The 20,280-nt window shown below is 63.3% G+C and carries 22 protein-coding genes; 9 read left to right on the plus strand and 13 right to left on the minus strand.

What is annotated here, in order from left to right:
• Window positions 1-155 precede the first annotated feature (155 nt).
• Window positions 156-890: a phosphoadenylyl-sulfate reductase gene (locus PMI38_RS15060; RefSeq protein WP_008095511.1), complete on the plus strand. Its 735-nt coding sequence runs from the start codon at window positions 156-158 to the stop codon at window positions 888-890.
• A gap of 127 nt (window positions 891-1,017) precedes the next feature.
• On the opposite strand, the gene cysB is transcribed toward PMI38_RS15060, so the two are convergent.
• From cysB to PMI38_RS15075, 3 genes are all read right to left on the minus strand, one after another.
• On the minus strand, window positions 1,018-1,992 hold the full coding sequence (cysB, locus tag PMI38_RS15065) for an HTH-type transcriptional regulator CysB (protein ID WP_008095512.1): 975 nt from the start codon (window positions 1,990-1,992) through the stop codon (window positions 1,018-1,020).
• A 129-nt stretch (window positions 1,993-2,121) separates the two neighbouring features.
• A complete protein-coding gene (locus PMI38_RS15070; RefSeq protein WP_008095515.1) occupies window positions 2,122-2,619 on the minus strand; it encodes a universal stress protein in 498 nt (165 codons plus the stop codon).
• Between the two features lie 104 nt (window positions 2,620-2,723).
• Window positions 2,724-3,671, minus strand: a complete 948-nt coding sequence (locus tag PMI38_RS15075; protein WP_008095517.1) for a putative 2-dehydropantoate 2-reductase — start codon at window positions 3,669-3,671, stop codon at window positions 2,724-2,726.
• A gap of 234 nt (window positions 3,672-3,905) precedes the next feature.
• Between PMI38_RS15075 and PMI38_RS15080 the strand changes: the two genes are divergently transcribed.
• A complete protein-coding gene (locus PMI38_RS15080; protein WP_008095519.1) occupies window positions 3,906-4,982 on the plus strand; it encodes a 3-deoxy-7-phosphoheptulonate synthase in 1,077 nt (358 codons plus the stop codon).
• An 84-nt stretch (window positions 4,983-5,066) separates the two neighbouring features.
• Here PMI38_RS15080 and PMI38_RS15085 read toward each other — a convergent pair whose 3' ends face one another.
• Window positions 5,067-5,348 (minus strand): GNAT family N-acetyltransferase, encoded by a 282-nt coding sequence (locus tag PMI38_RS15085; RefSeq protein ID WP_008095521.1) that lies wholly within the window; start codon window positions 5,346-5,348, stop codon window positions 5,067-5,069.
• A gap of 508 nt (window positions 5,349-5,856) precedes the next feature.
• Between PMI38_RS15085 and oprI the strand changes: the two genes are divergently transcribed.
• Window positions 5,857-6,108, plus strand: coding sequence for an outer membrane lipoprotei OprI (gene oprI, locus PMI38_RS15090; RefSeq protein WP_003259780.1), 252 nt, complete (start codon window positions 5,857-5,859; stop codon window positions 6,106-6,108).
• Between the two features lie 139 nt (window positions 6,109-6,247).
• Here the strand turns inward: oprI and PMI38_RS15095 are convergent, their stop codons facing one another.
• From PMI38_RS15095 to PMI38_RS15105, 3 genes are all read right to left on the minus strand, one after another.
• Window positions 6,248-7,225 carry a L,D-transpeptidase family protein gene (locus tag PMI38_RS15095; protein WP_008095530.1) on the minus strand — a complete coding sequence of 326 codons (978 nt, stop codon included), beginning with the start codon at window positions 7,223-7,225 and terminating at the stop codon, window positions 6,248-6,250.
• A gap of 106 nt (window positions 7,226-7,331) precedes the next feature.
• On the minus strand, window positions 7,332-7,613 hold the full coding sequence (locus PMI38_RS15100; protein ID WP_008095532.1) for a hypothetical protein: 282 nt from the start codon (window positions 7,611-7,613) through the stop codon (window positions 7,332-7,334).
• Window positions 7,614-7,671: 58 nt separating this feature from the next.
• Entirely contained in the window at window positions 7,672-8,277 is a 606-nt protein-coding gene (locus tag PMI38_RS15105; RefSeq protein WP_008095534.1) for an arylesterase, read from the minus strand.
• A gap of 10 nt (window positions 8,278-8,287) precedes the next feature.
• Between PMI38_RS15105 and PMI38_RS15110 the strand changes: the two genes are divergently transcribed.
• Together PMI38_RS15110 and PMI38_RS15115 are read left to right on the plus strand one after the other, a co-directional pair.
• Entirely contained in the window at window positions 8,288-8,971 is a 684-nt protein-coding gene (locus tag PMI38_RS15110; protein WP_008095536.1) for an ABC transporter ATP-binding protein, read from the plus strand.
• Window positions 8,971-11,478, plus strand: a complete 2,508-nt coding sequence (locus tag PMI38_RS15115) for an ABC transporter permease (protein ID WP_008095538.1) — start codon at window positions 8,971-8,973, stop codon at window positions 11,476-11,478. The genes PMI38_RS15110 and PMI38_RS15115 overlap by 1 nt, the downstream gene beginning before the upstream one ends.
• A gap of 44 nt (window positions 11,479-11,522) precedes the next feature.
• On the opposite strand, the gene greB is transcribed toward PMI38_RS15115, so the two are convergent.
• The 3 genes from greB to PMI38_RS15130 all read right to left on the minus strand — a co-directional run bounded on the left by greB (window position 11,523) and on the right by PMI38_RS15130 (window position 13,952).
• The gene (gene greB, locus PMI38_RS15120; RefSeq protein ID WP_008095540.1) at window positions 11,523-11,996 is read right to left on the minus strand and encodes a transcription elongation factor GreB; all 474 of its coding nucleotides are present in this window, start codon (window positions 11,994-11,996) and stop codon (window positions 11,523-11,525) included.
• Window positions 11,997-12,007: 11 nt separating this feature from the next.
• Entirely contained in the window at window positions 12,008-12,316 is a 309-nt protein-coding gene (locus PMI38_RS15125; protein WP_008095542.1) for a hypothetical protein, read from the minus strand.
• Window positions 12,317-12,545: 229 nt separating this feature from the next.
• Window positions 12,546-13,952, minus strand: a complete 1,407-nt coding sequence (locus tag PMI38_RS15130) for a transglycosylase SLT domain-containing protein (protein ID WP_008095544.1) — start codon at window positions 13,950-13,952, stop codon at window positions 12,546-12,548.
• Between the two features lie 158 nt (window positions 13,953-14,110).
• Between PMI38_RS15130 and PMI38_RS15135 the strand changes: the two genes are divergently transcribed.
• From PMI38_RS15135 to PMI38_RS15145, 3 genes are all read left to right on the plus strand, one after another.
• Window positions 14,111-14,908, plus strand: coding sequence for a TatD family hydrolase (locus tag PMI38_RS15135; RefSeq protein ID WP_008095546.1), 798 nt, complete (start codon window positions 14,111-14,113; stop codon window positions 14,906-14,908).
• Window positions 14,909-15,025: 117 nt separating this feature from the next.
• Window positions 15,026-16,504 (plus strand): methyl-accepting chemotaxis protein, encoded by a 1,479-nt coding sequence (locus PMI38_RS15140; protein ID WP_008095549.1) that lies wholly within the window; start codon window positions 15,026-15,028, stop codon window positions 16,502-16,504.
• A 75-nt stretch (window positions 16,505-16,579) separates the two neighbouring features.
• Window positions 16,580-16,948: an Mpo1-like protein gene (locus PMI38_RS15145; RefSeq protein ID WP_008095551.1), complete on the plus strand. Its 369-nt coding sequence runs from the start codon at window positions 16,580-16,582 to the stop codon at window positions 16,946-16,948.
• 151 nt (window positions 16,949-17,099) lie between these two features.
• Here the strand turns inward: PMI38_RS15145 and PMI38_RS15150 are convergent, their stop codons facing one another.
• The 3 genes from PMI38_RS15150 to PMI38_RS15160 all read right to left on the minus strand — a co-directional run bounded on the left by PMI38_RS15150 (window position 17,100) and on the right by PMI38_RS15160 (window position 19,047).
• Complete coding sequence (locus PMI38_RS15150) at window positions 17,100-17,897, minus strand: acyl-CoA thioesterase (RefSeq protein ID WP_008095554.1); 798 nt, start codon at window positions 17,895-17,897, stop codon at window positions 17,100-17,102.
• A 77-nt stretch (window positions 17,898-17,974) separates the two neighbouring features.
• Window positions 17,975-18,754, minus strand: a complete 780-nt coding sequence (locus tag PMI38_RS15155) for a CHAD domain-containing protein (RefSeq protein WP_008095555.1) — start codon at window positions 18,752-18,754, stop codon at window positions 17,975-17,977.
• A 14-nt stretch (window positions 18,755-18,768) separates the two neighbouring features.
• Window positions 18,769-19,047 (minus strand): hypothetical protein, encoded by a 279-nt coding sequence (locus tag PMI38_RS15160; RefSeq protein WP_008095558.1) that lies wholly within the window; start codon window positions 19,045-19,047, stop codon window positions 18,769-18,771.
• 156 nt (window positions 19,048-19,203) lie between these two features.
• Between PMI38_RS15160 and PMI38_RS15165 the strand changes: the two genes are divergently transcribed.
• On the plus strand, window positions 19,204-20,244 hold the full coding sequence (locus PMI38_RS15165; protein WP_043273707.1) for a patatin-like phospholipase family protein: 1,041 nt from the start codon (window positions 19,204-19,206) through the stop codon (window positions 20,242-20,244).
• The last annotated feature ends 36 nt before the right edge of the window (window positions 20,245-20,280 follow it).

The following is a 20,280-nucleotide window of genomic DNA, read 5'->3' on the forward strand; positions in this document are numbered from 1 at the left end:
CAGCGCTGGCCTGCTCTTTGTGGGAGCCGGCTTGCCGGCGACAGGGCCAGTACAGGCGCTGCAAAGCCCCAAGGCAGCACGTCTACCCTGCCATTTTTTGTTACCATCAACCCACTACGAGCGCACAGCGCCACAGCCAAGATGGAAACCGCCTGATGAGCCAACCCTTCGACGTCGCCGCCCTGGCCGCGACCTATGCCAACAAGTCCCCGCAGGACATCCTCAAGCTTGCCTTCGAACACTTCGGCGACGACCTGTGGATTTCCTTCAGCGGCGCCGAGGACGTGGTGCTGGTCGACATGGCCTGGAAGCTGAACAAGCAGGTCAAGGTATTCAGCCTCGACACCGGCCGCCTGCATCCGGAGACCTACCGCTTCATCGATCAGGTGCGCGAGCAGTACAACCTGCCGATCGAGATCCTCAGCCCTGACCGCGCCAAGCTCGACCCGTTCGTCAAGGAAAAAGGCCTGTTCAGCTTCTACAAGGACGGCCATGGCGAATGCTGCGGCATCCGCAAGATCGAACCCCTGCGGCGCAAGCTCGCCACTGTCAGCGCCTGGGCCACCGGCCAGCGTCGCGACCAGAGCCCCGGTACCCGCAGCCAGGTGCCGGCGCTGGAAATCGACGGCGCGTTCTCCACCCCAGAGCGTACGCTGTACAAGTTCAACCCGCTGGCACAGATGACCAGCGCGGAAGTCTGGGGCTACATCCGCATGCTTGAGCTGCCGTTCAACAGCCTGCACGAACGCGGCTTCATCAGCATTGGTTGCGAGCCGTGCACCCGCCCGGTACTGCCGAACCAGCACGAGCGCGAAGGCCGCTGGTGGTGGGAAGAGTCGACTCAGAAGGAATGCGGGTTGCATGCTGGCAACCTGATCAGCAAGGCATAAATAGCTGGGGCCGCTTCGCGCCCCTTTCGCCGGCAAGCCGGCTGCCACAGGTAGAGCGCTGAACTGCTCTCTGTGGGAGCCGGCTTGCCGGCGAAAGGGCCGCAGAGCGGCCCCATGCATTATCCGATCAGTGCACCGGCAGTTCGACACCCTCGAACAGCTCTTCAAGCTCTTGCTTGTTATGGCACTGAATGGCCTTGGCCATCACTTCGCGGGTCAGGTGCGGAGCGAACTTCTCGATGAAGTCGCACATGAAGCCGCGCAGGAAGGTGCCACGGCGGAAGCCGATCTTGGTGATGCTGGCCTCGAACAGCTCGCTGGCATCCAGGGCCACCAGGTCGCTGTCGAGCTTGCTGTCGACCGCCATCCTGGCCACGATGCCTACACCCAGGCCCAGGCGCACGTAAGTCTTGATCACGTCGGCGTCGGCGGCGGTGAACACCACTTTCGGCGTCAGGCCGCGGTGGTTGAAGGCCTCGTCCAGCTTCGAACGACCGGTGAAGCCGAACACGTAGGTCACGATCGGGTACTCGGCGACCGCTTCCAGGGTCAGTTTCGGCAGCTTGGCCAACGGGTGGCCCTGAGGCACCACCACGCAGCGGTTCCACTTGTAGCACGGCATCATGATCAGGTCGCCGAACAGCTCCAGCGCCTCGGTGGCAATGGCGAAATCGACGGTGCCATCGGCCGCCATTTCGGCGATCTGCATGGGCGAACCCTGATGCATGTGCAACGCCACTTCCGGGTACTGCTTGATGAAGCTGCTGATGACGGGCGGCAAGGCATAGCGCGCCTGGGTGTGGGTAGTGGCGATGGACAGCGTGCCCTTCTTCTCGTTGGAGAATTCCTGGGCGATCTGCTTGATGCTCTCGACCTTGCGCAGGATTTCACCTGCGGTATTGATGATGCGTTCGCCGGCCGGAGTGACGCGGGTCAGGTGCTTGCCGCTGCGGGCAAAGACTTCGACACCCAGCTCATCTTCGAGCAGTCGGATCTGCTTGCTGATGCCCGGCTGCGAGGTGTACAGACTCTGCGCCGTCGCGGAGACGTTGAGGTCATGGTGCGCTACTTCCCAGATGTAGCGCAGTTGTTGGAGCTTCATAGGTTTCCCTCGAATCAGCGGTAAGTCAGCGGCAGCAGGCAGCGACGAGATATAACTATATTAGTGGTTCTCGAAATAAAACTAGAACTATTTTGTTACACGCCTCTGCGAATGAGCCTACTGCCAACTTCACATTTTCCTACGCCCGAGATGCTGCGAGAGCGGCACCATGTACACCGGAACCGGTGACAGTTGCAGCAGGCGTACCGCCGTCCGACCAAGCGGCACGTCCACCCCCGCACCGGCAGCGTGGCTGCCGAAGATCAGCAAATCGACGCTCAGTCGCTGCGCCTGCTCCAGGATGACCTGGGCCGGATCGCCTTGGCGTACGCGCACCGCCTTGATCACGGCCAGGTCGGCATCTTCACCCAGTTCGTCGCGGAAATTTTCCAACACGCGCTGCTCGATGTTGGCCATCACTGTGTTCACACCCTCGCTGTGCAGCTCATCCAGGGTCTGCTCGTCGAGGTAACTTTGCAGGAGGGATTCGGCGAACTGCCCCATGGGCTCCACCGCGTGTATGACATACAACTCCGCGCCGAAAGTGCGGGCCAGGGCCAAGGCATGCTGCATGACAAAAGGGGCGTAGACACCGAGGTCGGTGGCGTACAGCATGGAGCGGATCATTCGACCTCCTCGACTGCCGTTGCGGCAGAGCAAGCTTCAGCTTAGCAGCGCGCCGGACGCTCGCTTTGCCGTCCGGCGCACTGCCACAGCGGGCTGCAGAGGTTTCAGCCGGCCCGATTGGCGCGGTCGATGAACGCCAGTGACTGGTAGAGCATGTGCATGCGCGGCAGGTTGCAACCGGCTGCGCGCGCCTGCTTCAAAGGCTCGTGATAGATAGCCTGGAGCTCCAGCGGGCGTTGCTGGGCGTGGTCGTGATACATGCTCGGCCAATAGTCAGGCATTTTCTCGGTGATCCGGAACAGGTGTTCGGCATACCCCTCGGGCAGCACATGGCCACAGGCCGCAGCGCCCTCCACCACTTCGGCCATCAGGGCCTGGATAAGGTCGCGGGTGTCGGCATCGGCCATAAGCGGTGCAGTGCTGGCGCCCAGCAGTACCGACAGGCCATTGTAGGGCACGTTCCACACCAGCTTCTGCCAGCGCGCCTGGGCCAGGTTGGGCATGGCCTGGGAGTCGATGCCTGCGGCGCGGAACAGCCCGGCTCCTTCTTCGACGATGGCAGCTCCACCATCGCGGGCAGGTCCGCTGTGATAACCAAGGTTGACCGCACCCAGTGCCTGATGACGGATCTCGCCAGGGCCCTGGCGATTGACACAGATGAAGCACAGACCACCGAGCAGGTGCAGGTTGTCGGGCAAGGCGGGTCGCAGCTGCTCTTCGACGCCCAGGCCGTTTTGCAACAGCACGATCTTGGCATCGGCCGCGGCGGCTTGCACGATCAGTGGTGCCAGCTCGGCGTTGCTGGTGGCCTTGGCGCCCACCAGCAACCAGTCGCACGGCGGCATGTCGGCGGCGCTGGCGTAGGCCTGCACGGGCATCTGCAACGTGCCATGCAGTGCGCTGTCGAGCTTCAAGCCCTGTTCGCGGACCACGGCATACTCACTACGCAGGAGGAAATGCACGTCAAAACCGGCGCGCGCCAGCATCAACCCATAGAAGCCTCCAATGGCACCACTGCCAATAATGCCGATGCGCGGTTTACGTGGGGCCATGCTGATCTCCTGATAGTTGTGGATGCACTTTTTTGACACAGATTACAGCTTTGTGCGCACCCCAATAGCGGCACAAGCCCAATCGACCAGGGAAAAACCCTGCTACAGCGGGCTCAGGCCATTGTCGCGCCCCCAGTAACGCGCTAAGGTTCGGCTCCCCGCTGCGAACATTCTTGCTGCTGGGCCGCACGGGGATTGCTGGCGGCCGGCACCCGTGACCTGACGAGTAACACGATGGCTGATTTACCGATCGATGACCTTAACGTTGCCTCCAACGAGACCTTGATCACCCCCGATCAGCTCAAGAAGGAAATCCCCCTCAGCGCCAAGGCCCTGCAGACCGTGACTGCCGGCCGCCAAGTGGTGCGCAACATTCTTGACGGCAAGGACCATCGCCTGTTCGTCGTGGTCGGCCCCTGCTCCATCCACGACATCAAGGCGGCGCACGAGTATGCCGAACGCCTGAAAGTGCTGGCCGAGGAAGTGTCCGATACGCTGTATCTGGTCATGCGCGTGTACTTCGAAAAACCGCGCACCACCGTCGGCTGGAAAGGCCTGATCAACGACCCGTACCTGGATGACTCGTTCAAGATCCAGGATGGCCTGCACATCGGTCGCCAGCTGCTGCTGGACCTGGCCGAAAAGGGCCTGCCGACCGCCACCGAAGCGCTCGACCCGATCTCCCCGCAGTACCTGCAGGACCTGATCAGCTGGTCGGCCATCGGCGCCCGCACCACCGAATCCCAGACCCACCGGGAAATGGCCTCGGGCCTGTCTTCGGCAGTCGGCTTCAAGAACGGTACCGATGGCGGCCTGACCGTGGCGATCAACGCCCTGCAGTCGGTGTCCAAGCCTCACCGCTTCCTCGGCATCAACCAGGAAGGTGGGGTGTCCATCGTCACCACCAAGGGCAACCCGTACGGTCATGTGGTGCTGCGCGGTGGCAACGGCAAGCCGAACTACGACTCGGTCAGCGTCGCCCTGTGCGAGCAGGATCTGGCCAAGGCCAAGATCAAGGCCAACATCATGGTCGACTGCAGCCACGCCAACTCCAACAAGGACCCGGCCCTGCAGCCACTGGTCATGGAGAACGTCGCCAACCAGATCCTCGAGGGCAACCAGTCCATCATTGGCCTGATGGTCGAGAGCCACCTGAACTGGGGTTGCCAGTCGATTCCGAAGAACCTGGACGAACTGCAGTACGGCGTTTCGGTCACCGACGCCTGCATCGATTGGTCGGCCACCGAAAAGACCTTGCGCAGCATGCACGCCAAGCTCAAGGACGTACTGCCTCAGCGCCAGCGCGGCTGATACAAGACAGGGCCGCTTCACACCCCCTCTGTCGGCTTGCCGGCAATGGGGGGTGTGAAGCGGCCCTGCTTTGTTTGAAGGGGGTCAGGCCTTGCTGGAATGGCGCTGCTGACGCTCCATGTAGCGCTCAACATACGAGCAGGACGGAATCACCGTATAGCCCATCTGGTCGGCGTACTCCAGGGCCTTCTCGGTCAGCGCCGCAGCGATCCCACGGCCACGCAGGGCGTTGGGCACGAAGGTGCGATAAATGTCCAGCGTCTGCTTGCCCAGGTCCATGTACGTCAGGTAGGCACGATGACCGTCCACGTTGGTTTCGAACTGATGACCGGCTTGGTCATGGTGGATAGTCAGCGCTTCACTCATCACTACTCCTCGCAGGCCTTTTCGGCAGACCCTTACCTTAACCGATGGTGGTTTATCCGGCGGAGGAACCTCTACGCCACCTCTGCCCCTTGGACCGCAAGCCGAATGCAATGGTTCTGCCGGGCCGGGCACCCCAAATAGTAGGCGCGGGAACCGCGATTGCTCAAGGTGGTGACGCTTAAAAAATAGCAGGATCGAGCGTTTCAGGCGGTGATCCGCCTGGCTTGCAACAGCTACCGGATGTTCTAGGGCTTAAGACGCAGGACGACAGTTAAAGTCACCGTTAGTTCAACAAAAAAGTTCCTGTACTACAATCGCTTGCGACGGCTGCACGGTTTTTTCACAAAACCCCCACAAATCTTGTCGACCTGACCTACAGCAACATTTTTTTTGCAGTTCTTGCGCTCTGTCAGTTTACTTACTACAAGTAATGGGTACTATGTACGCCGGCCAGTTTCTCTTTTCCGAGAGATGGCTATTTAATAGAAAGTCCTTGAAGGGGAACACGATGAACAACGTTCTGAAATTCTCTGCTCTGGCTCTGGCCGCAGTTCTGGCTACCGGTTGCAGCAGCGTATCCAAAGAAACCGAAGCTCGTCTGACTGCGACTGAAGACGCAGCAGCTCGCGCTCAAGCCCGTGCAGACGAAGCCTACCGTAAGGCTGACGACGCTCTGGCAGCCGCTCAGAAGGCTCAGCAGACCGCTGACGAAGCCAACGAGCGCGCTCTGCGTATGCTGGACAAAGCCAGCCGCAAGTAATAATCCTCACGGATTGTTATGAAGCCGACCCACTTGTGGGTCGGCTTTTTTATTGCCTCGGCAAAGCCGCTTGGCAGAAAGCAAAAGGCCCACCCCTGACGTTCCGCCAGGAGCAGGCCTTGATGTATCGCGTTAGCCGTTACTGCAGTTCTGGCGGGATGCTCGTGACCATGGGCGCTGTACCCTGGTTATTGACCGGCACGGCAATCTCGACCGGCATGCCATCTTCCGTTGCAACCACGTCACGCACCATGTCCCAGTTCATGCGCAGGTTGTTGGCCAGGTCTTCACGCTTGAGCAAGGCGTTGATCACTGCCGTATGCTTGTCGACCACCGACGGGTTGCCGTGATCATCCAGCGGCGTGTGCGCCTCGAGGTAAACCTTGCCACCACTGATACCGAACTTGTAAGGCTCGTTGATGATGCGCACCGGTGTTCCCACAGGGACCATCTTCGACAGTTCAAGTACATTGTTGTTGAGCATGCGGAAGCAGCCATGGCTAGTACGCATGCCAATGCCGAACTTCTTGTTCGAACCGTGAATCAGGTAACCCGGCACGCCCAAGGTGAACTTGAACGGGCCCAGCGGGTTGTCCGGACCCGCCGGCACTACGGCAGGCAGGATGTCGCCGTCCGCAGCATGCTCGGCACGGATCGAAGCCGGCGGCGTCCAGGTCGGGTTCGGCGTCCTGGCGGTGATCTTGGTGTTGGCGATGGGCGAACCCCAGCCTTCGCGACCGATGCCCAGGGGGAAGGTATGCACTACGTTCTGCCCTTTCGGGTAGTAGTACATGCGGTACTCGGCCAGGTTGATGACGATGCCTTCACGGGGACCCGGCGGCAGCACGTAGCGGGTCGGCAGGATGATCTCGGTGCCGGCGCCCGGCAACCAGGGGTCGACACCGGGGTTGGCGGCGATCATTTCCAGGTAGCCGAGGTCGTTGGCGGTGCCGATGTCGGCGAAGGTGTCCTCGTACTTGGCCTTGATCACCCGCACTTGGCCAACGATGTCTTCACCGGGTGGCGGCAGGGGCAGTTCCAACGCAACGGCGGGGCCCGCTACCAGCAGGGAGGCCAGGGTCAGGCAACGGGTGACGGCGGGAAAGCGCGGCAACATCCGGTAAATCCTTCGAAAGGTGGGTCAAGACCATCGATTGTACACCCGCCCCGATGCAAGCGGGAGGCATTGGCGGCTTACAAGCGTTTCAGATGATGAAAGGTGCTCAGAGTTCCGGCCATACAGGGCGCATGCCGCGCCGCTGGGCATCGAGAATCGCCCGGCACAGGTCGCACAAGCGACCGTCGCGATAGATCGAGCGCGGCACCCCTGACCAGCGTGGTTGAGCCGGCAGCAGGCCGCCGCACAGGGTGCGATCGACCGGCACGCCTAGTTCAAGCTGACGGGCCACGAGGTGGACGCGGATTTCCTGGCAAGCGAACAGGTCGAGCTGCTCATCGGGCTCGATCAGTTGGTAGGCAAACAAGGACCAGGAAGGGCGCGGCATCGGGGGGTCTCGAAACGGGGGGCGCAACATTAGCCGAAAGCCGGTCCCGTTTAAAGCGTTACAGCAAGGGTTTTATCGCCGGCCAGGCATTTTCCAGCAAGCGCTGCTGGGCCCCTTGTGCCGGATGGATGCCATCGGCCTGCATCAGTTCCGGTACGCCCCCCACGCCCTCGAGGAAAAACGGCACCAGCGGCACCTGTTTTTCCGCCGCCAACTGCTCATACACCTGGGCGAATGCGGTGGTGTAGCGCACACCGTAATTGGGCGGCAGGCGCATGCCCAACAGCACCACCTTGGCACCCGAGGCACGCGAGCGTTCGATCATCGAAGCAAGATTTTGTTGCAATTGCTCTGGGGGTTGCCCGCGCAGCCCATCGTTGCCCCCCAACTCCAGCACCACAAGGCTCGGCTTGTGCGCTGCAAGCAGCGCCGGCAGGCGCGCCTGGCCGCCAGCGCTGGTGTCGCCGCTGATCGACGCATTGACCACCTGATCGTCGAAACCTTCGTCCTTGAGCCGGGTCTGCAACAGAGAGACCCAACCCTGGCGGGTATCCAGGCCAAAACCGGCGCTGATACTATCGCCGACAATCAGCAGTGTTCCCGCCACCGCGCTCTGGGCCAGACAATACAAGGCCAGACCGGCACTCAACCACCACACTCGCATCGGATTCTCCATGGGCCCCAGCATTCTCGTTGCGCAGCACCTTAGCAAAGTGGTCCCCAGCGCGGAAGGCGACCTGACCATCCTCCACGCATTGTCCCTCGACCTTGCCCAGGGCGACAGCCTGGCCATCGTCGGCGCGTCGGGCTCGGGCAAGTCGACCCTGCTCGGTCTGCTTGCCGGCCTGGATCGCCCCAGCGCCGGCAAGGTCATCCTCGCCGGGCATGACCTGGGCCCGCTGGACGAGGACCAGCGCGCCCGGGTGCGCGCCGAGCACGTTGGCTTCGTGTTCCAGTCGTTCCAGCTGCTCGACAGCCTCAACGCACTGGAAAACGTCATGCTGCCACTGGAGCTGGACGGCCGTCGCGATGCCCGCGAACAGGCCCGCACCCTGCTCGAGCGCGTTGGCCTGGGCAAACGCCTGAGTCACACCCCACGCCAGCTGTCGGGCGGTGAACAGCAACGGGTGGCGATCGCTCGCGCTTTCGCTGCACACCCCGCGGTGCTGTTCGCCGACGAGCCCACCGGCAATCTCGATAGCCACACCGGCGAACGCATCAGCGACCTGCTGTTCGAACTGAACAAAGAGCGCGGCACCACCCTGGTTCTGGTTACCCATGATGAGCGCCTGGCTCGGCGCTGCCGTCGACTGATCCGCCTGGACGCAGGCCGCCTGGTGGCGCCGGTGGAGGCCTGATGACACGCATGCCTCTGTCCCGCCTCTGCGGCCTGGCGCTGCGCCAGCTGCTGCGTGATATCCGCGCCAGCGAAGTGCGCGTGCTGTTCTTCGCGCTACTGGTAGCCGTAGCCGCCAGCACCGCCATCGGCTATTTCGGCGCCCGCCTCAACGGCGCCATGCAATTGCGCGCCAGCGAGTTTCTGGGTGCCGACCTGGTGCTGCAGGGCAGCGCCCCGGCCCGCGCCGAACAGATCCAGGCCGGCAAGGCGCTGGGTTTGAGCCACGCCCAGGTGGTCGAATTCACCAGTGTGGTCGGCGGTGATGCCGGCATCCAGCTGTCGAGCATCAAGGCAGCCGATCGGGCCTACCCGTTGCGCGGCCAGTTGCGCAGCGCCGCCGCCCCCTATGCCGAGGAAACGCCCGGCGGCGGGCCACCGCCGGGTGAGGCCTGGGTCGAGCCACGTTTGCTGGCAGCGTTGGGACTGAAGGTTGGCGACAGCATCGATGTCGGCATGAAGACCCTGCGCATGAGCCGCGTGCTGACCTACGAACCAGACCGCGCCAACAACTTCTACAGCCTGACGCCGCGGGTCATGATGAACCTGGCTGACCTGCAGGCCACCGGCGTGATTCAGCCCGGTAGCCGGGTCAGCTACCGTGACCTCTGGCGCGGCGATACCGAGGCCCTGGCCCAGTACCGCCAGGGCTTGGCAAAGGATCTGGCGGCCAACCAGCGCCTGCTCGATACCCGTGATGGCAACCGCCAGATCGGCGGCGCCCTGGGCAAGGCCGAACGCTACCTGAACATGGCCAGCCTGGTAGCCGTGCTGCTGGCAGGCGTGGCCGTGGCGTTATCGGCCAGCCGCTATGCGGCACGCCGCCTGGATGCCAGCGCATTGCTGCGCTGCCTGGGCCTCTCGCGTCACCAGGCATTGGGCCTGTATTGCCTGCAACTGGCCATGCTCGGCCTGGTCGCGGCACTGGCAGGCGCCCTGCTCGGCTGGCTGGCTCAACTGGGCCTGTTCCGCCTGCTGCATGGTCTGCTACCGAGCGAGGTACCGCCCGCAGGCATCGTGCCAGCCCTGGCGGGCATCGCCACCGGCCTGGTCGCCCTCGCCGGCTTTGCGTTACCGCCGATCGCCGCCCTGGGCCAGGTACCACCGCTGCGGGTACTGCGCCGCGACTTGTTGCCGGTACCGCCGAGCAGCTGGCTGGTGTATGGCGCCGCCTTGTTCGCGTTGGGCCTGATCATGTGGCGCCTCAGTCTCGACCTGCTGCTGACCTTCGCCCTGCTCGGCGGCGGCCTGCTCGCGGCATTGCTGCTGGGCGGCCTGCTCCTGCTCGGCCTGCGCAGCCTGCGCCGGCTGCTGGTGGGCGCGCCGCTGACCTGGCGCCTTGGCCTCGGCCAGCTGTTGCGCCACCCCATGGCTGCGGCCGGCCAGGCCCTGGCTTTTGGCCTGATCCTGCTGGCCATGGCGCTGGTAGCCCTGCTGCGCGCGGAACTGCTCGACACCTGGCAAGCGCAGTTGCCCAAGGACGCACCCAATCATTTCGCCCTGAACATTCTGCCCGATGATCGTGAGGCCTTTGCCCAGCGCCTGCATCAGGTGAATGCGGCTTCGGCACCGCTGTATCCGGTCACGCCCGGCAGGCTCATCCAGATCAACGACCAGCCGGTGCGGCAAGTCGTCAGCAAGGACTCGGCCGGCGAGCGCGCAGTACAGCGCGACCTGAGCCTCACCTGGGCGGCTGACTTGCCCATCGGCAATAACCTGACGGCGGGCCAATGGTGGCAGGCGCTGCCGCCAGCCGGCGAAATCCCATGGGTTTCGGTGGAGGCCGAATTGGCCACGAGCCTGAAGCTGCAACTGGGCGACCTGCTGACCTTCGACATTGGCGGCGAGCAACGCCAGGCGCGGGTAAGCAGCCTGCGCAGCGTACATTGGGACAGCTTCCAGCCGAACTTCTACATGATCTTCCAACCTGGCACCCTGCAGGGCCTGCCAACGACCTACCTCACCAGCTTCTACCTGGCGCCGGGGCATGACCTGGACGTGGTAGCCCTGTCACGGGCCTTCCCGGCGGTTACCATCCTGCAGGTCGATGCCTTGCTGGGGCAGCTGCGCAGCATCCTCGCGCAGGTCACCCTGGCGGTCGAGTATGTGCTGATGTTCGTGCTGGCAGCGGGACTGGCGGTGCTGTTCGCCGGCCTGCAGGCGACGCTGGATGAGCGAATCCGTCAGGGCGCGTTGTTACGCGCCCTGGGCGCTGCGCGACCACTGTTGGTGAAGGCCAGGCGTATCGAGTTCGGATTGCTGGGTGCGGTGAGTGGTGCGCTGGCGGCGCTGGGCTGCGAGCTGATTACGCTGGTGCTGTATCGCTATGCGTTCGACCTGCAGTGGAGCCCGCATCCTTGGTTGCTGGTGCTGCCTGTGGTTGGGGCGCTGCTGGTAGGTGGGGCTGGGGTGCTGGGGACGCAGCGGGCGCTGAATGCCAGCCCGTTGGCGGTGTTGCGGGAAGGATAGGGGTTGCCTGGGCCGGCGATGAGGCCAGTACAGACAACATCACCTCATTGCCCGTAGCTGATCCTGTTCACGTACCAGGTCGCCTCGCCTGTGGGCGTATGCACCACCACCTCGTCGCCCTCCTGTTTCTTGAGCAGGGCGCGGGCCATGGGCGAGTCGATCGAGATGTAGTCGTTGCGCCCATAGATCTCGTCATAGCCGACAATGCGAAACTTCATGGTTTCGCCCTCATCGTTCTCGATCTCGACCCAGGCACCGAAGAACACCTTGCCCTCCTGCTGCGGCGAATAGGCCACCACCTTGACGTCCTCGAGGCGCTTGCGCAGGTAGCGGACCCGGCGGTCGATCTCGCGCAACAGCTTCTTGTTGTACTGGTAGTCGGCATTTTCGCTGCGATCGCCCAGCGAGGCCGCCCAGGCGACCTTCTGGGTGATTTCCGGGCGGTACACACGCCAAAGATGGTCCAGCTCCTTTTTCAGCGCCTCATGACCCTCGGTCGTGATGATATTGGTGCTCAACAGCGCGCTCCTCAGCGTCGGGTAATCAGGCCCTGACGCGCGATGCGGGTGAGATGACCGATTACCTGGGCAGCGTCTTGCGCGGCAGGTGCCTGGATCACTGCCAGGTCGAAACGGTCGTTGCCAAACTGCTCCAGGTGGCAAGCAGTTTCAGCAAACTGGATGAGGAAAGCGCGGGCCTGGCCCTTGCGCCGGGAAAGGCCTTCAAGGTGCCGCAAAAGGGTAGGCTGATGCTGGCCACCGAGCAGGATGCGCGGTGTGCGGGAGGCCTGGTGAACAGGCAGTGGGCTCAAACAGACACTGGTACGTGGGCAACTCATGGAGTTTCTCTCCGCCTCGCGAATCCCGCTGGGCAGCGGTGGGAGGCGTCACCGAACCAGCGCTTTAGCGGTATTTCGGATGACCTGGTACCAGGGCTGTCCTGCGCCCCGCAAGTAGCTGTTTAAATCGGCGCAAGCGGTATCCTAGAGGCTCGAGCGACAAGCTGCAAGTAGACCTTGATCGCAGCCAGACGCCCGCTGGGCTGCAGTGCTCTGCCAACTGGCGAGGTCAGCGTTTGGCCACCCTCTCCAGCACCGCCCGTTCACGGTTGAACGCCAGGAAGTACTTGTTCACGCTATTGACGAAATTGACCGGCCCCATGCCCACCTGCTCCATGGCCACCCGCTCGGTCTGGAAGAACCATTGATTGCCATTGAGGCCACGCTTGCGGGCCTCGACGCGCATGGCCTGGACCCGTTCGGGCCCAAGGTTGTAGGCCGCCAGGACGAAGGCCATGCGCTCGCGCTCATTGATCTTCGGGCTGGCAAAGAACTTGCGCCGGATCAGCGCCAGGTAGCGGGCGCTGGCCTGGACATTGCCGTCTACCGTAGAGGTATTGCTGACGCCGACCCGCTGGGCGGCCGAGGGGGTGATCTGCATCAGGCCGTGCGCACCGCCACTGCCACGCGCCTGGGTATCGAGGGTCGACTCCTTGAAGGCCAGCGCGGCAAGGTTCAACCAGTCGATCTGCTGCGCCTGGCCATGCTTCTGCAACACCGGGCGCAATGCCGCCAGCCGCTGGCGGTCCTTGCTGTCCAAGGGATTATGCACCCGGTACTGGCGCCGATAGATGCGCTCGAACGCCGCGTCCTGGTTCTCCGGGGCGCGATAGCCTTGCAGGTATCGGTCGACCGTCGCCAGCAACATCGTCGCGTCGCGCCGTACATACCAGCGCATGGCTTGCGGCTGGCCCAGTTGCAGGCGACTGTCCAGGCGCAAGCGTGGCATTACCCGCGCCCAACGCTGGGCGATCGGCCGCTCGACCATGGTCAGGTGGTAGATACCGGCCTGGACCATTTCCAGCACATCTTCCACCGCCAGGGTCGAGTCGACCCATTCGATCTTGATCGGCGGCCGCTTGCGCAATGCCAGCTGCTGGTTCAACTGCTGAATCAGCGCGCCCGCGGCGCTGGCACTGGTCAGCGCCACGGTGCGTCCGGACAACTGCTCGACACGGGTAAAACTCCGCTCTCCTTTGCGACCGACCAGCCACATTGGCACCTGATCCAGTAAAGGGGCACTGCCGTTTACCCCACCGACCACTGCCGGATCCAGCAGCTCACCCGGTGCGGCAAGGTCGCCTTCACCGCGCTGCAACGCACCCAGCAATTGCTCCTTGGCCCGGGGAATGAGTTGCAGGCGGATCTGCTGGCCATCGCCGGCGCGAGCGTTGAGGTAATGTTCAAGGCCACGCAAACGGTAGTACTCGATACCCACCGGCTCACCCTTGACCTCACCAGAGCTGTTACGGCTCTGGTTGACCAGCACGCGCAACACTTTACTGGTGCGAATCTGATCAAGGTCTCGGACTTTGCTCGCAGGCACATGCTGCTGGGGCCCCGGCGGGCGTGCGTAGGCAGGACCGACAGCCGTCAGCCCTAGCATCAGCAACAGTGTCAGCAGGTATCGCAGCATGCGAAAACGTGTCCGAGGTCGGTGGGCGTTGTCCATGTGGTGCGAGAATTCTTGATAAATGACGCTAAAAGACCGCCACAACAGCCTGAAGTTCTTCGCTTTTTTTCGAATATCACGCTTTTTGCTATGCTGGCCGGCCCGCGGCACGAGGTAGCACCATGCAACTGATCGATATCGGCGTCAACCTGACCAACAGCAGTTTCCACGACCAGCAGGCGGCCATCGTCGAGCGCGCCATCGAGGCCGGCGTGGTGCAGATGGTCCTTACCGGCACCAGCCTGGCAGTCAGCGAACAGGCCCTGGAGCTGTGCCACCAGCTCGATGCCGACGGCCAGCACCTGTTCGCCACGGCCGGTGTGCACCCCCACGATGCTAAAACCTGGGATGCCGAGAGCGAGCGACAACTACGCCAATTGCTCGGCGAACCGCGTGTACGTGCCGTGGGCGAATGCGGGCTGGACTTCAACCGTGACTTCTCCCCTCGCCCCCTGCAGGAAAAAGCCTTGCAGGCCCAGCTGGCGCTGGCAGCTGAGCTGCGCCTGCCCGTATTCCTGCACGAGCGCGATGCCAGCGAGCGCCTGTTGGCCATCCTCAAGGATTACCGTGACCACTTGCCGGCGGCGGTGGTGCACTGTTTTACCGGTGAGCGTGAGGCACTGTTCGCCTACCTGGACATGGACCTGCACATCGGCATTACCGGCTGGATCTGCGATGAGCGCCGGGGCACGCACCTGCACCCGTTGGTGAGCAACATTCCCCAAGGGCGCCTGATGCTGGAGAGCGACGCGCCGTACCTGCTGCCACGCAGCCTGCGGCCGAAACCTAAAAACGGGCGCAACGAGCCGGCGTTCTTGCCCGAGGTGCTGCGCGAGGTGGCGCTGCACCGGGGAGAAAGCGTCGACGCCACGGCGGCGCATACCACTGCGACTGCCCGGTCGTTCTTCCAGCTTTCCTGAGCCAGACGACGAACGCGAAGCATCCGTTGATACACATCAAGGCTTCCCCGGTGTGAGCGGGCACAATGATGGCACCTTGCCAATACTGTTTCCGCTCAACTCAGAGAAGACCTACCCATGGGTGCCTGGCTTAGCAATATTTCCCTGAAGTACAAATTCTGGGCCGTCAACGCGGTGGCCTTTGTCACGACCCTGCTGCTGGTGCTGTATGCCGTGCACCTTGAGCAGCGTGCCCGAACCGACGCGGCGCAGGCACAGGCGCAGGCCCAGGCCGAGCTGCTGTCGGCATGGCCCATCGGCCAACCCCTGCCCCACCAGGCCAACGTGATTACCTGGCAGTCCGGCCAGGCTCCAAGTTTTGCCGGCGAAACCCTCGACGCCCTGCGCAATACCCAAGGCTGGGTGGCCCTGCCCGCGGCCTGGATTCTGGGCGACAACCCACTGCGCGGCGCGCAGGTGCTACGCCATGGCGAGCAACAGGTGGCCGTGCTGGCCCAGGCGCCGAGCCTGCGCCAGGTGTTCCTCGAGCGCTTCGGCAATTATGCTGTGTGTGTGCTGATCCTGATGCTGGCCATGCTCTGCGCCTCGCAGTTGCTGATCCGCTTCCTGCTGAGCCAGCTCAACACCCTCAAGGACGTGATGCTGCACGTGGAAAAGACCGGTGACTTGTCAGCCCGGGTGCCGTTGGCCAGCGGCGACGAAGTCGGCCAGATGGCCGGTGCCTTCAATGCCATGCAGGCGACCTATCACCGCGTGGTGGGTACCGTGGCCCGCACCGCCGCACAACTCGACGCCGGCGCCGCCCGCCTGGCCGCGAGCATGAACGACGTGCGCCACGGCATGCTCGGCCAGCAGAGCGAAACCGACCAGGCCGCCACGGCCATCAACGAGATGTCAGCCACTGTGCACCATATTGCCCAGCACGCCGGCGCTACCCGCGACCTGTCGCAGACCGCCGACAACCTGGCCGGCAGCGGCAGGGACGTGGTCGGGCGGGTGCAGGACTCGATTGCCGGGCTGTCCAGCGGCGTGCAACAGACCGCCGAAATGATCCGCCAACTGGCCGATGACAGCCAGAAGATCAATGGCGTGGTCGGGGTGATCCACAGCATCGCCGAGCAGACCAACCTCCTGGCGCTCAACGCTGCCATCGAAGCTGCCCGTGCAGGCGACCTGGGCCGTGGTTTCGCCGTGGTGGCAGACGAAGTGCGCAACCTGGCCAGACGCGTGCAAACCTCCACCGATGAAATCACCCATATGGTCGCCGACCTGCAGGCCGGCACCCGCGATGCAGTGGAGTTCATGCAGGAAAGCTCGTACAAGGCCGATGACTGCGTCCGCCAAGCCCAGGAAGCGGGCGCCGCGCTGGCCGAGATCACCGGTGCGGTCGCGCAGATGCGCGAGAGCAACACGCAGATCGCCGTGGCCGCCGAGCAGCAGAGCCAGGTGGCCGAGGAAATGAACCGCGCCGTGGTCAGTATTCGCGACGTCACCGAGCAGACCGTGCAGCAGACGGTCGGCTCGGCAACCACTAGCAACGAGCTGGCGGCATTGGCTGGCGAGCTGAACAAGGCGATTGGCCAACTGAAGCTATAGTCACCATAGCCAGCCTTGATTGGCTGCCATCGAGCGGCAGCACTAAGCTTTGGGCATGACCGCGAGGAAATGCCCATGAACAAGCGACTGCCCAACTTGCCCGCCTGGCAATGGCGCGGCTATCACCACAACCACCGCCACCCGACCAACCTGGTGCTGCACCTGATAGCCGTACCGCTGTTCATTCTCGGCGTGCTGCTGGTGCTGTCCGGACTGTTCGCCCTGGACCTGGGGCAGATCGCCGTGGGCATCATTGCCCTGCTCGCGGGCCTGGGCCTGCAGCGCCAGGGCCATCGGCTGGAAGCCGAACAGCCAGAGCCGTTCGCCGACCGCAAGGACGCCATGCAGCGGCTGCTGACCGAACAGTTCATCACCTTCCCTCGCTTCTTGCTTAGCGGCGCCTGGTGGAAGGCCTGGCGCGAACGGCACAAGCATCGGCATTGAAACCAATCGCCGGCAAGCCGGCTCCCACAGGTTGCTCGCAGGCTTTGAGCCTGTGCTGTACCTGTTGGGCTTCCCACAGGTTCCTCGAAAGCTTTGAGCCTGTGCTGTACCTGTGGGAGCCGGCTTGCCGGCGATAGTGCCACCTCGCTCGTCAGGCAAACACAGTCACGGTCTGCCGACTCAACGCCAACAGTTCGCCTCCTGCTGTCCACAGCGCAGCCGCCGCATGTCCGTAGCCATCCCGGGCATGTTCGGTCTCGACACAGTAACGGCACCAGTCCAAGGTCGACAACGACGCAACCGGCTGGATGAATTCGATGGTCCAGGTCAGCGTGCTACCCGCGGCAGGCTGCTTGAGAAATGGCATCAGGCTCGGTGGCCAGGCATCCACCAAGGCCAGCAAGTGAGCCTCGTTGACCTGCTCCTCGGGCACATCCCGCAGCCGCACCCATCCCCCCATCTGCCGTGACTGATTGCCACTGAATGGCAACCCGCCGACCGCCCAGCGCAAGGCAACATGGCGCATGAACTCGGGGGTGACGCCCTTGATATAGGGAAGCTCGGGAGCCGCCTGCTCGAGCGGTTTCATCTCCATGGCCGGCAACGCCGGCACCTCGACCACCGATGGCCGTCCCGCGCCAAAATTACCCTGCACCAACGTCACCACCTGCCCCTCCTGGACCGCGCGGCCCAGCAGCGTGCTGACCGCCTTGCCCTCGCGCAGCACCTCGACCTCGAAGCGGGTTGGCACGTCCGGTGCCGCGGGCGCAACGAAACTGATGGCCAGGGAGCGCACAGGACGGTTATCGGAGAGTTTCTGGCGCATGGCCTGGTAGACCATGGCCGCCATCAGGCCACCGAAGGCGGCACGCCCCTGGGCCCAGTTAGCCGGAATGCAGACCCCTTCGGGGTTTTCCTGCACGGCGTCGAGCAGTTGATTGAAGTTCATGGGCCGGCTCCTGCATACGGCAATAGGTGTCTGCCCATACTATCCAGCCAGGCGCGCTCGATCAGCCCGCATATTGGTCATTTGCCGGGCTTGCGCCGCTCCAGCGCAGCCTGCAACGCTGCCAGCGTGGCGTCTGACTTGCCTTCAGCCTCATGCAGCTCTTGCTCCCAATCGACCTTGCACGGCGCCAGATCGGCGTGTTCACGTGCCTGCAGCAGCCATTGCAGGCGGTCATGCCAGTTGCCCAGGTCACCCTGGGCCTTTTTCAGCAGGTCCTGCAGTTTCGGGCCCGCATGCTCGAGTTGCGGATAAGCCTGGTCGCCATAGCGCACGCGCTTGATCAGCAAACGCAAGCGATGGCGATCATGGGCGGGGTCTTGCAGGGCTTTGAGCAGCGTGCGCCATTGCTTGACCAGGCGCTTGTCGACGCGCTTGCCCAACGACTTGGCCAGGCCTTCGCGCTCTGCGGCCCGCAAGAACAGCGGAAACGCGTCGAGGATTGCCAGCACCCTGTCCAGCTGGGGGCTAGCGGCCACATTGGCAAAGGTCGTGGCGCGCCCTTGCAGGCGATGCAGAGCGGCGTCGACAAGACCTCGGTTGCTCAATTCGGCCGCCAGCACCTCACGATCGCGCAAAGGCGTGGTCAGGGTACCAAGGGCCTTTGCCGCATCCTCCAGCTGCTCGACCCCAGGCAACTCGCGCAGCGGCCGCAACAGGCTGCGCAGACGCCGCACACCGATGCGAAGGTCATGCAGCGCCTCGCTGTCGGTATCGGCAGCCAGGCGCTCGCGGCAGGCCAGCAGGCGCACCTGCAAGGCAAGGATCTGGGCAACCACATGATCGAGCATGGCAGACATACGACGCTCCTCGGTCAGCGCCCGGCGCGCGACTCACGAATGTAGAAACGCGCCTTCTCGGCTTTATGGGTGCAACCTTCGAAGCCTTCGAACTGCTGCTGGGTCTTGGCCCCGGTCAGCAGCGACAAGGCCTTGGAGTAGCTGACCGTACCGGCAAAGCCTTCAGCCTTGGCCAGGTCGAGTTCCTTCCAGGCGGCATCCAGCTGCGTCGCGCAGCTATCACGATAGGCCGTCTTGCCCGCGCAGCCTGCAAGGGCCAGGGCAATCAGAGGAAGGAAAATCCAGGCTTTCATCAGGGGTACCTCAATGGTTGAAATAGGAGTGGCTGTTCGACGCTCGGGCACCCGAAAAGTGCCGCTTCCGGCCCGCTTTGCCTAGAGTCTACATTGAAGCACAGGCAACGCTCGGTGCATTGTAGGACCATGGTTGCACAGCGCGGGGGGCAGATCATGAGCAAACGTGTAGCACTGGTGTTGGGATCGGGGGGCGCCCGGGGCTATGCCCACATCGGCGTGATCGAGGAAATCGAGCGGCGCGGCTATGACATCGCCTGTATCGCCGGTTGCTCCATGGGCGCGGTCATTGGCGGTATCTACGCAGCAGGCAAGCTTGAGGAGTACCGCAACTGGATCGAAAGCCTGGACTACCTGGATGTGCTGCGCCTGGTCGACGTCAGCTTCCGCCTCGGCGCGATTCGGGGTGACAAGGTGTTTGGCCAGATTCGCAAGATCGTCGGCGAGATCAACATCGAGCAATTGCGCATTCCCTACACGGCCGTGGCCACTGACCTGACCCACCAGCAGGAAATCTGGTTCCAGGAAGGCTGCCTGCATCAGGCCATGCGCGCTTCGGCGGCGATTCCCAGCCTGTTCACACCGGTGATGCAGGGCAACCGCATGCTGGTCGACGGCGGCATTCTCAATCCGTTGCCGATCGTGCCGGTGGTGTCCAGCCATTGCGACCTGATCATTGCGGTCAACCTCAACTCCACCAACCAGAAACAGTACCAGTTGCCGGTGATCGAGCGGCCAGCGGCGTTCAAGATGCGCTTCGATGCCCTGCTCAGCTCGCTGGGTTCGCGCCTGCCGTTCCGGCGCAAGCCCGCCGAGGAGCTGATCCGCATCGAGCAGGAGATCGTCGCCGAAGGGTTGGCGCCGCCCAACCCCTGGTTGGCCGACGCGGCTGATCCTGCAAACCAGCAACCGGCGGCGGCGCCGGAAAGCGAGGGGGCACCGAAGTCTGCCACCGGTTCGTTCATCATCGACAACGTCGGGCCGGCTTCGCTGCTGGACCTGATCAACCAGAGTTTCGAGGTGATGCAGACGTCGTTGGCACAGTACAAGATCGCGGGGTATCCGCCGGATGTGCTGATCAACGTGCCCAAGCGGGTATGCCGGTTTTTCGAGTTCTACAAGGCGCCGGAGCTGATTGCCCTGGGACGGGAGATTGCGCGGGATACGCTGGATAACTATGAGGGGGAGAAGCGCTAGTCTTTGTTCGCCTGTGCTGGCCCTTTCGCGGGACAA

It is taken from the genome of Pseudomonas sp. GM84 (genome assembly GCF_000282535.1).
Taxonomy (GTDB): Bacteria; Pseudomonadota; Gammaproteobacteria; order Pseudomonadales; family Pseudomonadaceae; genus Aquipseudomonas.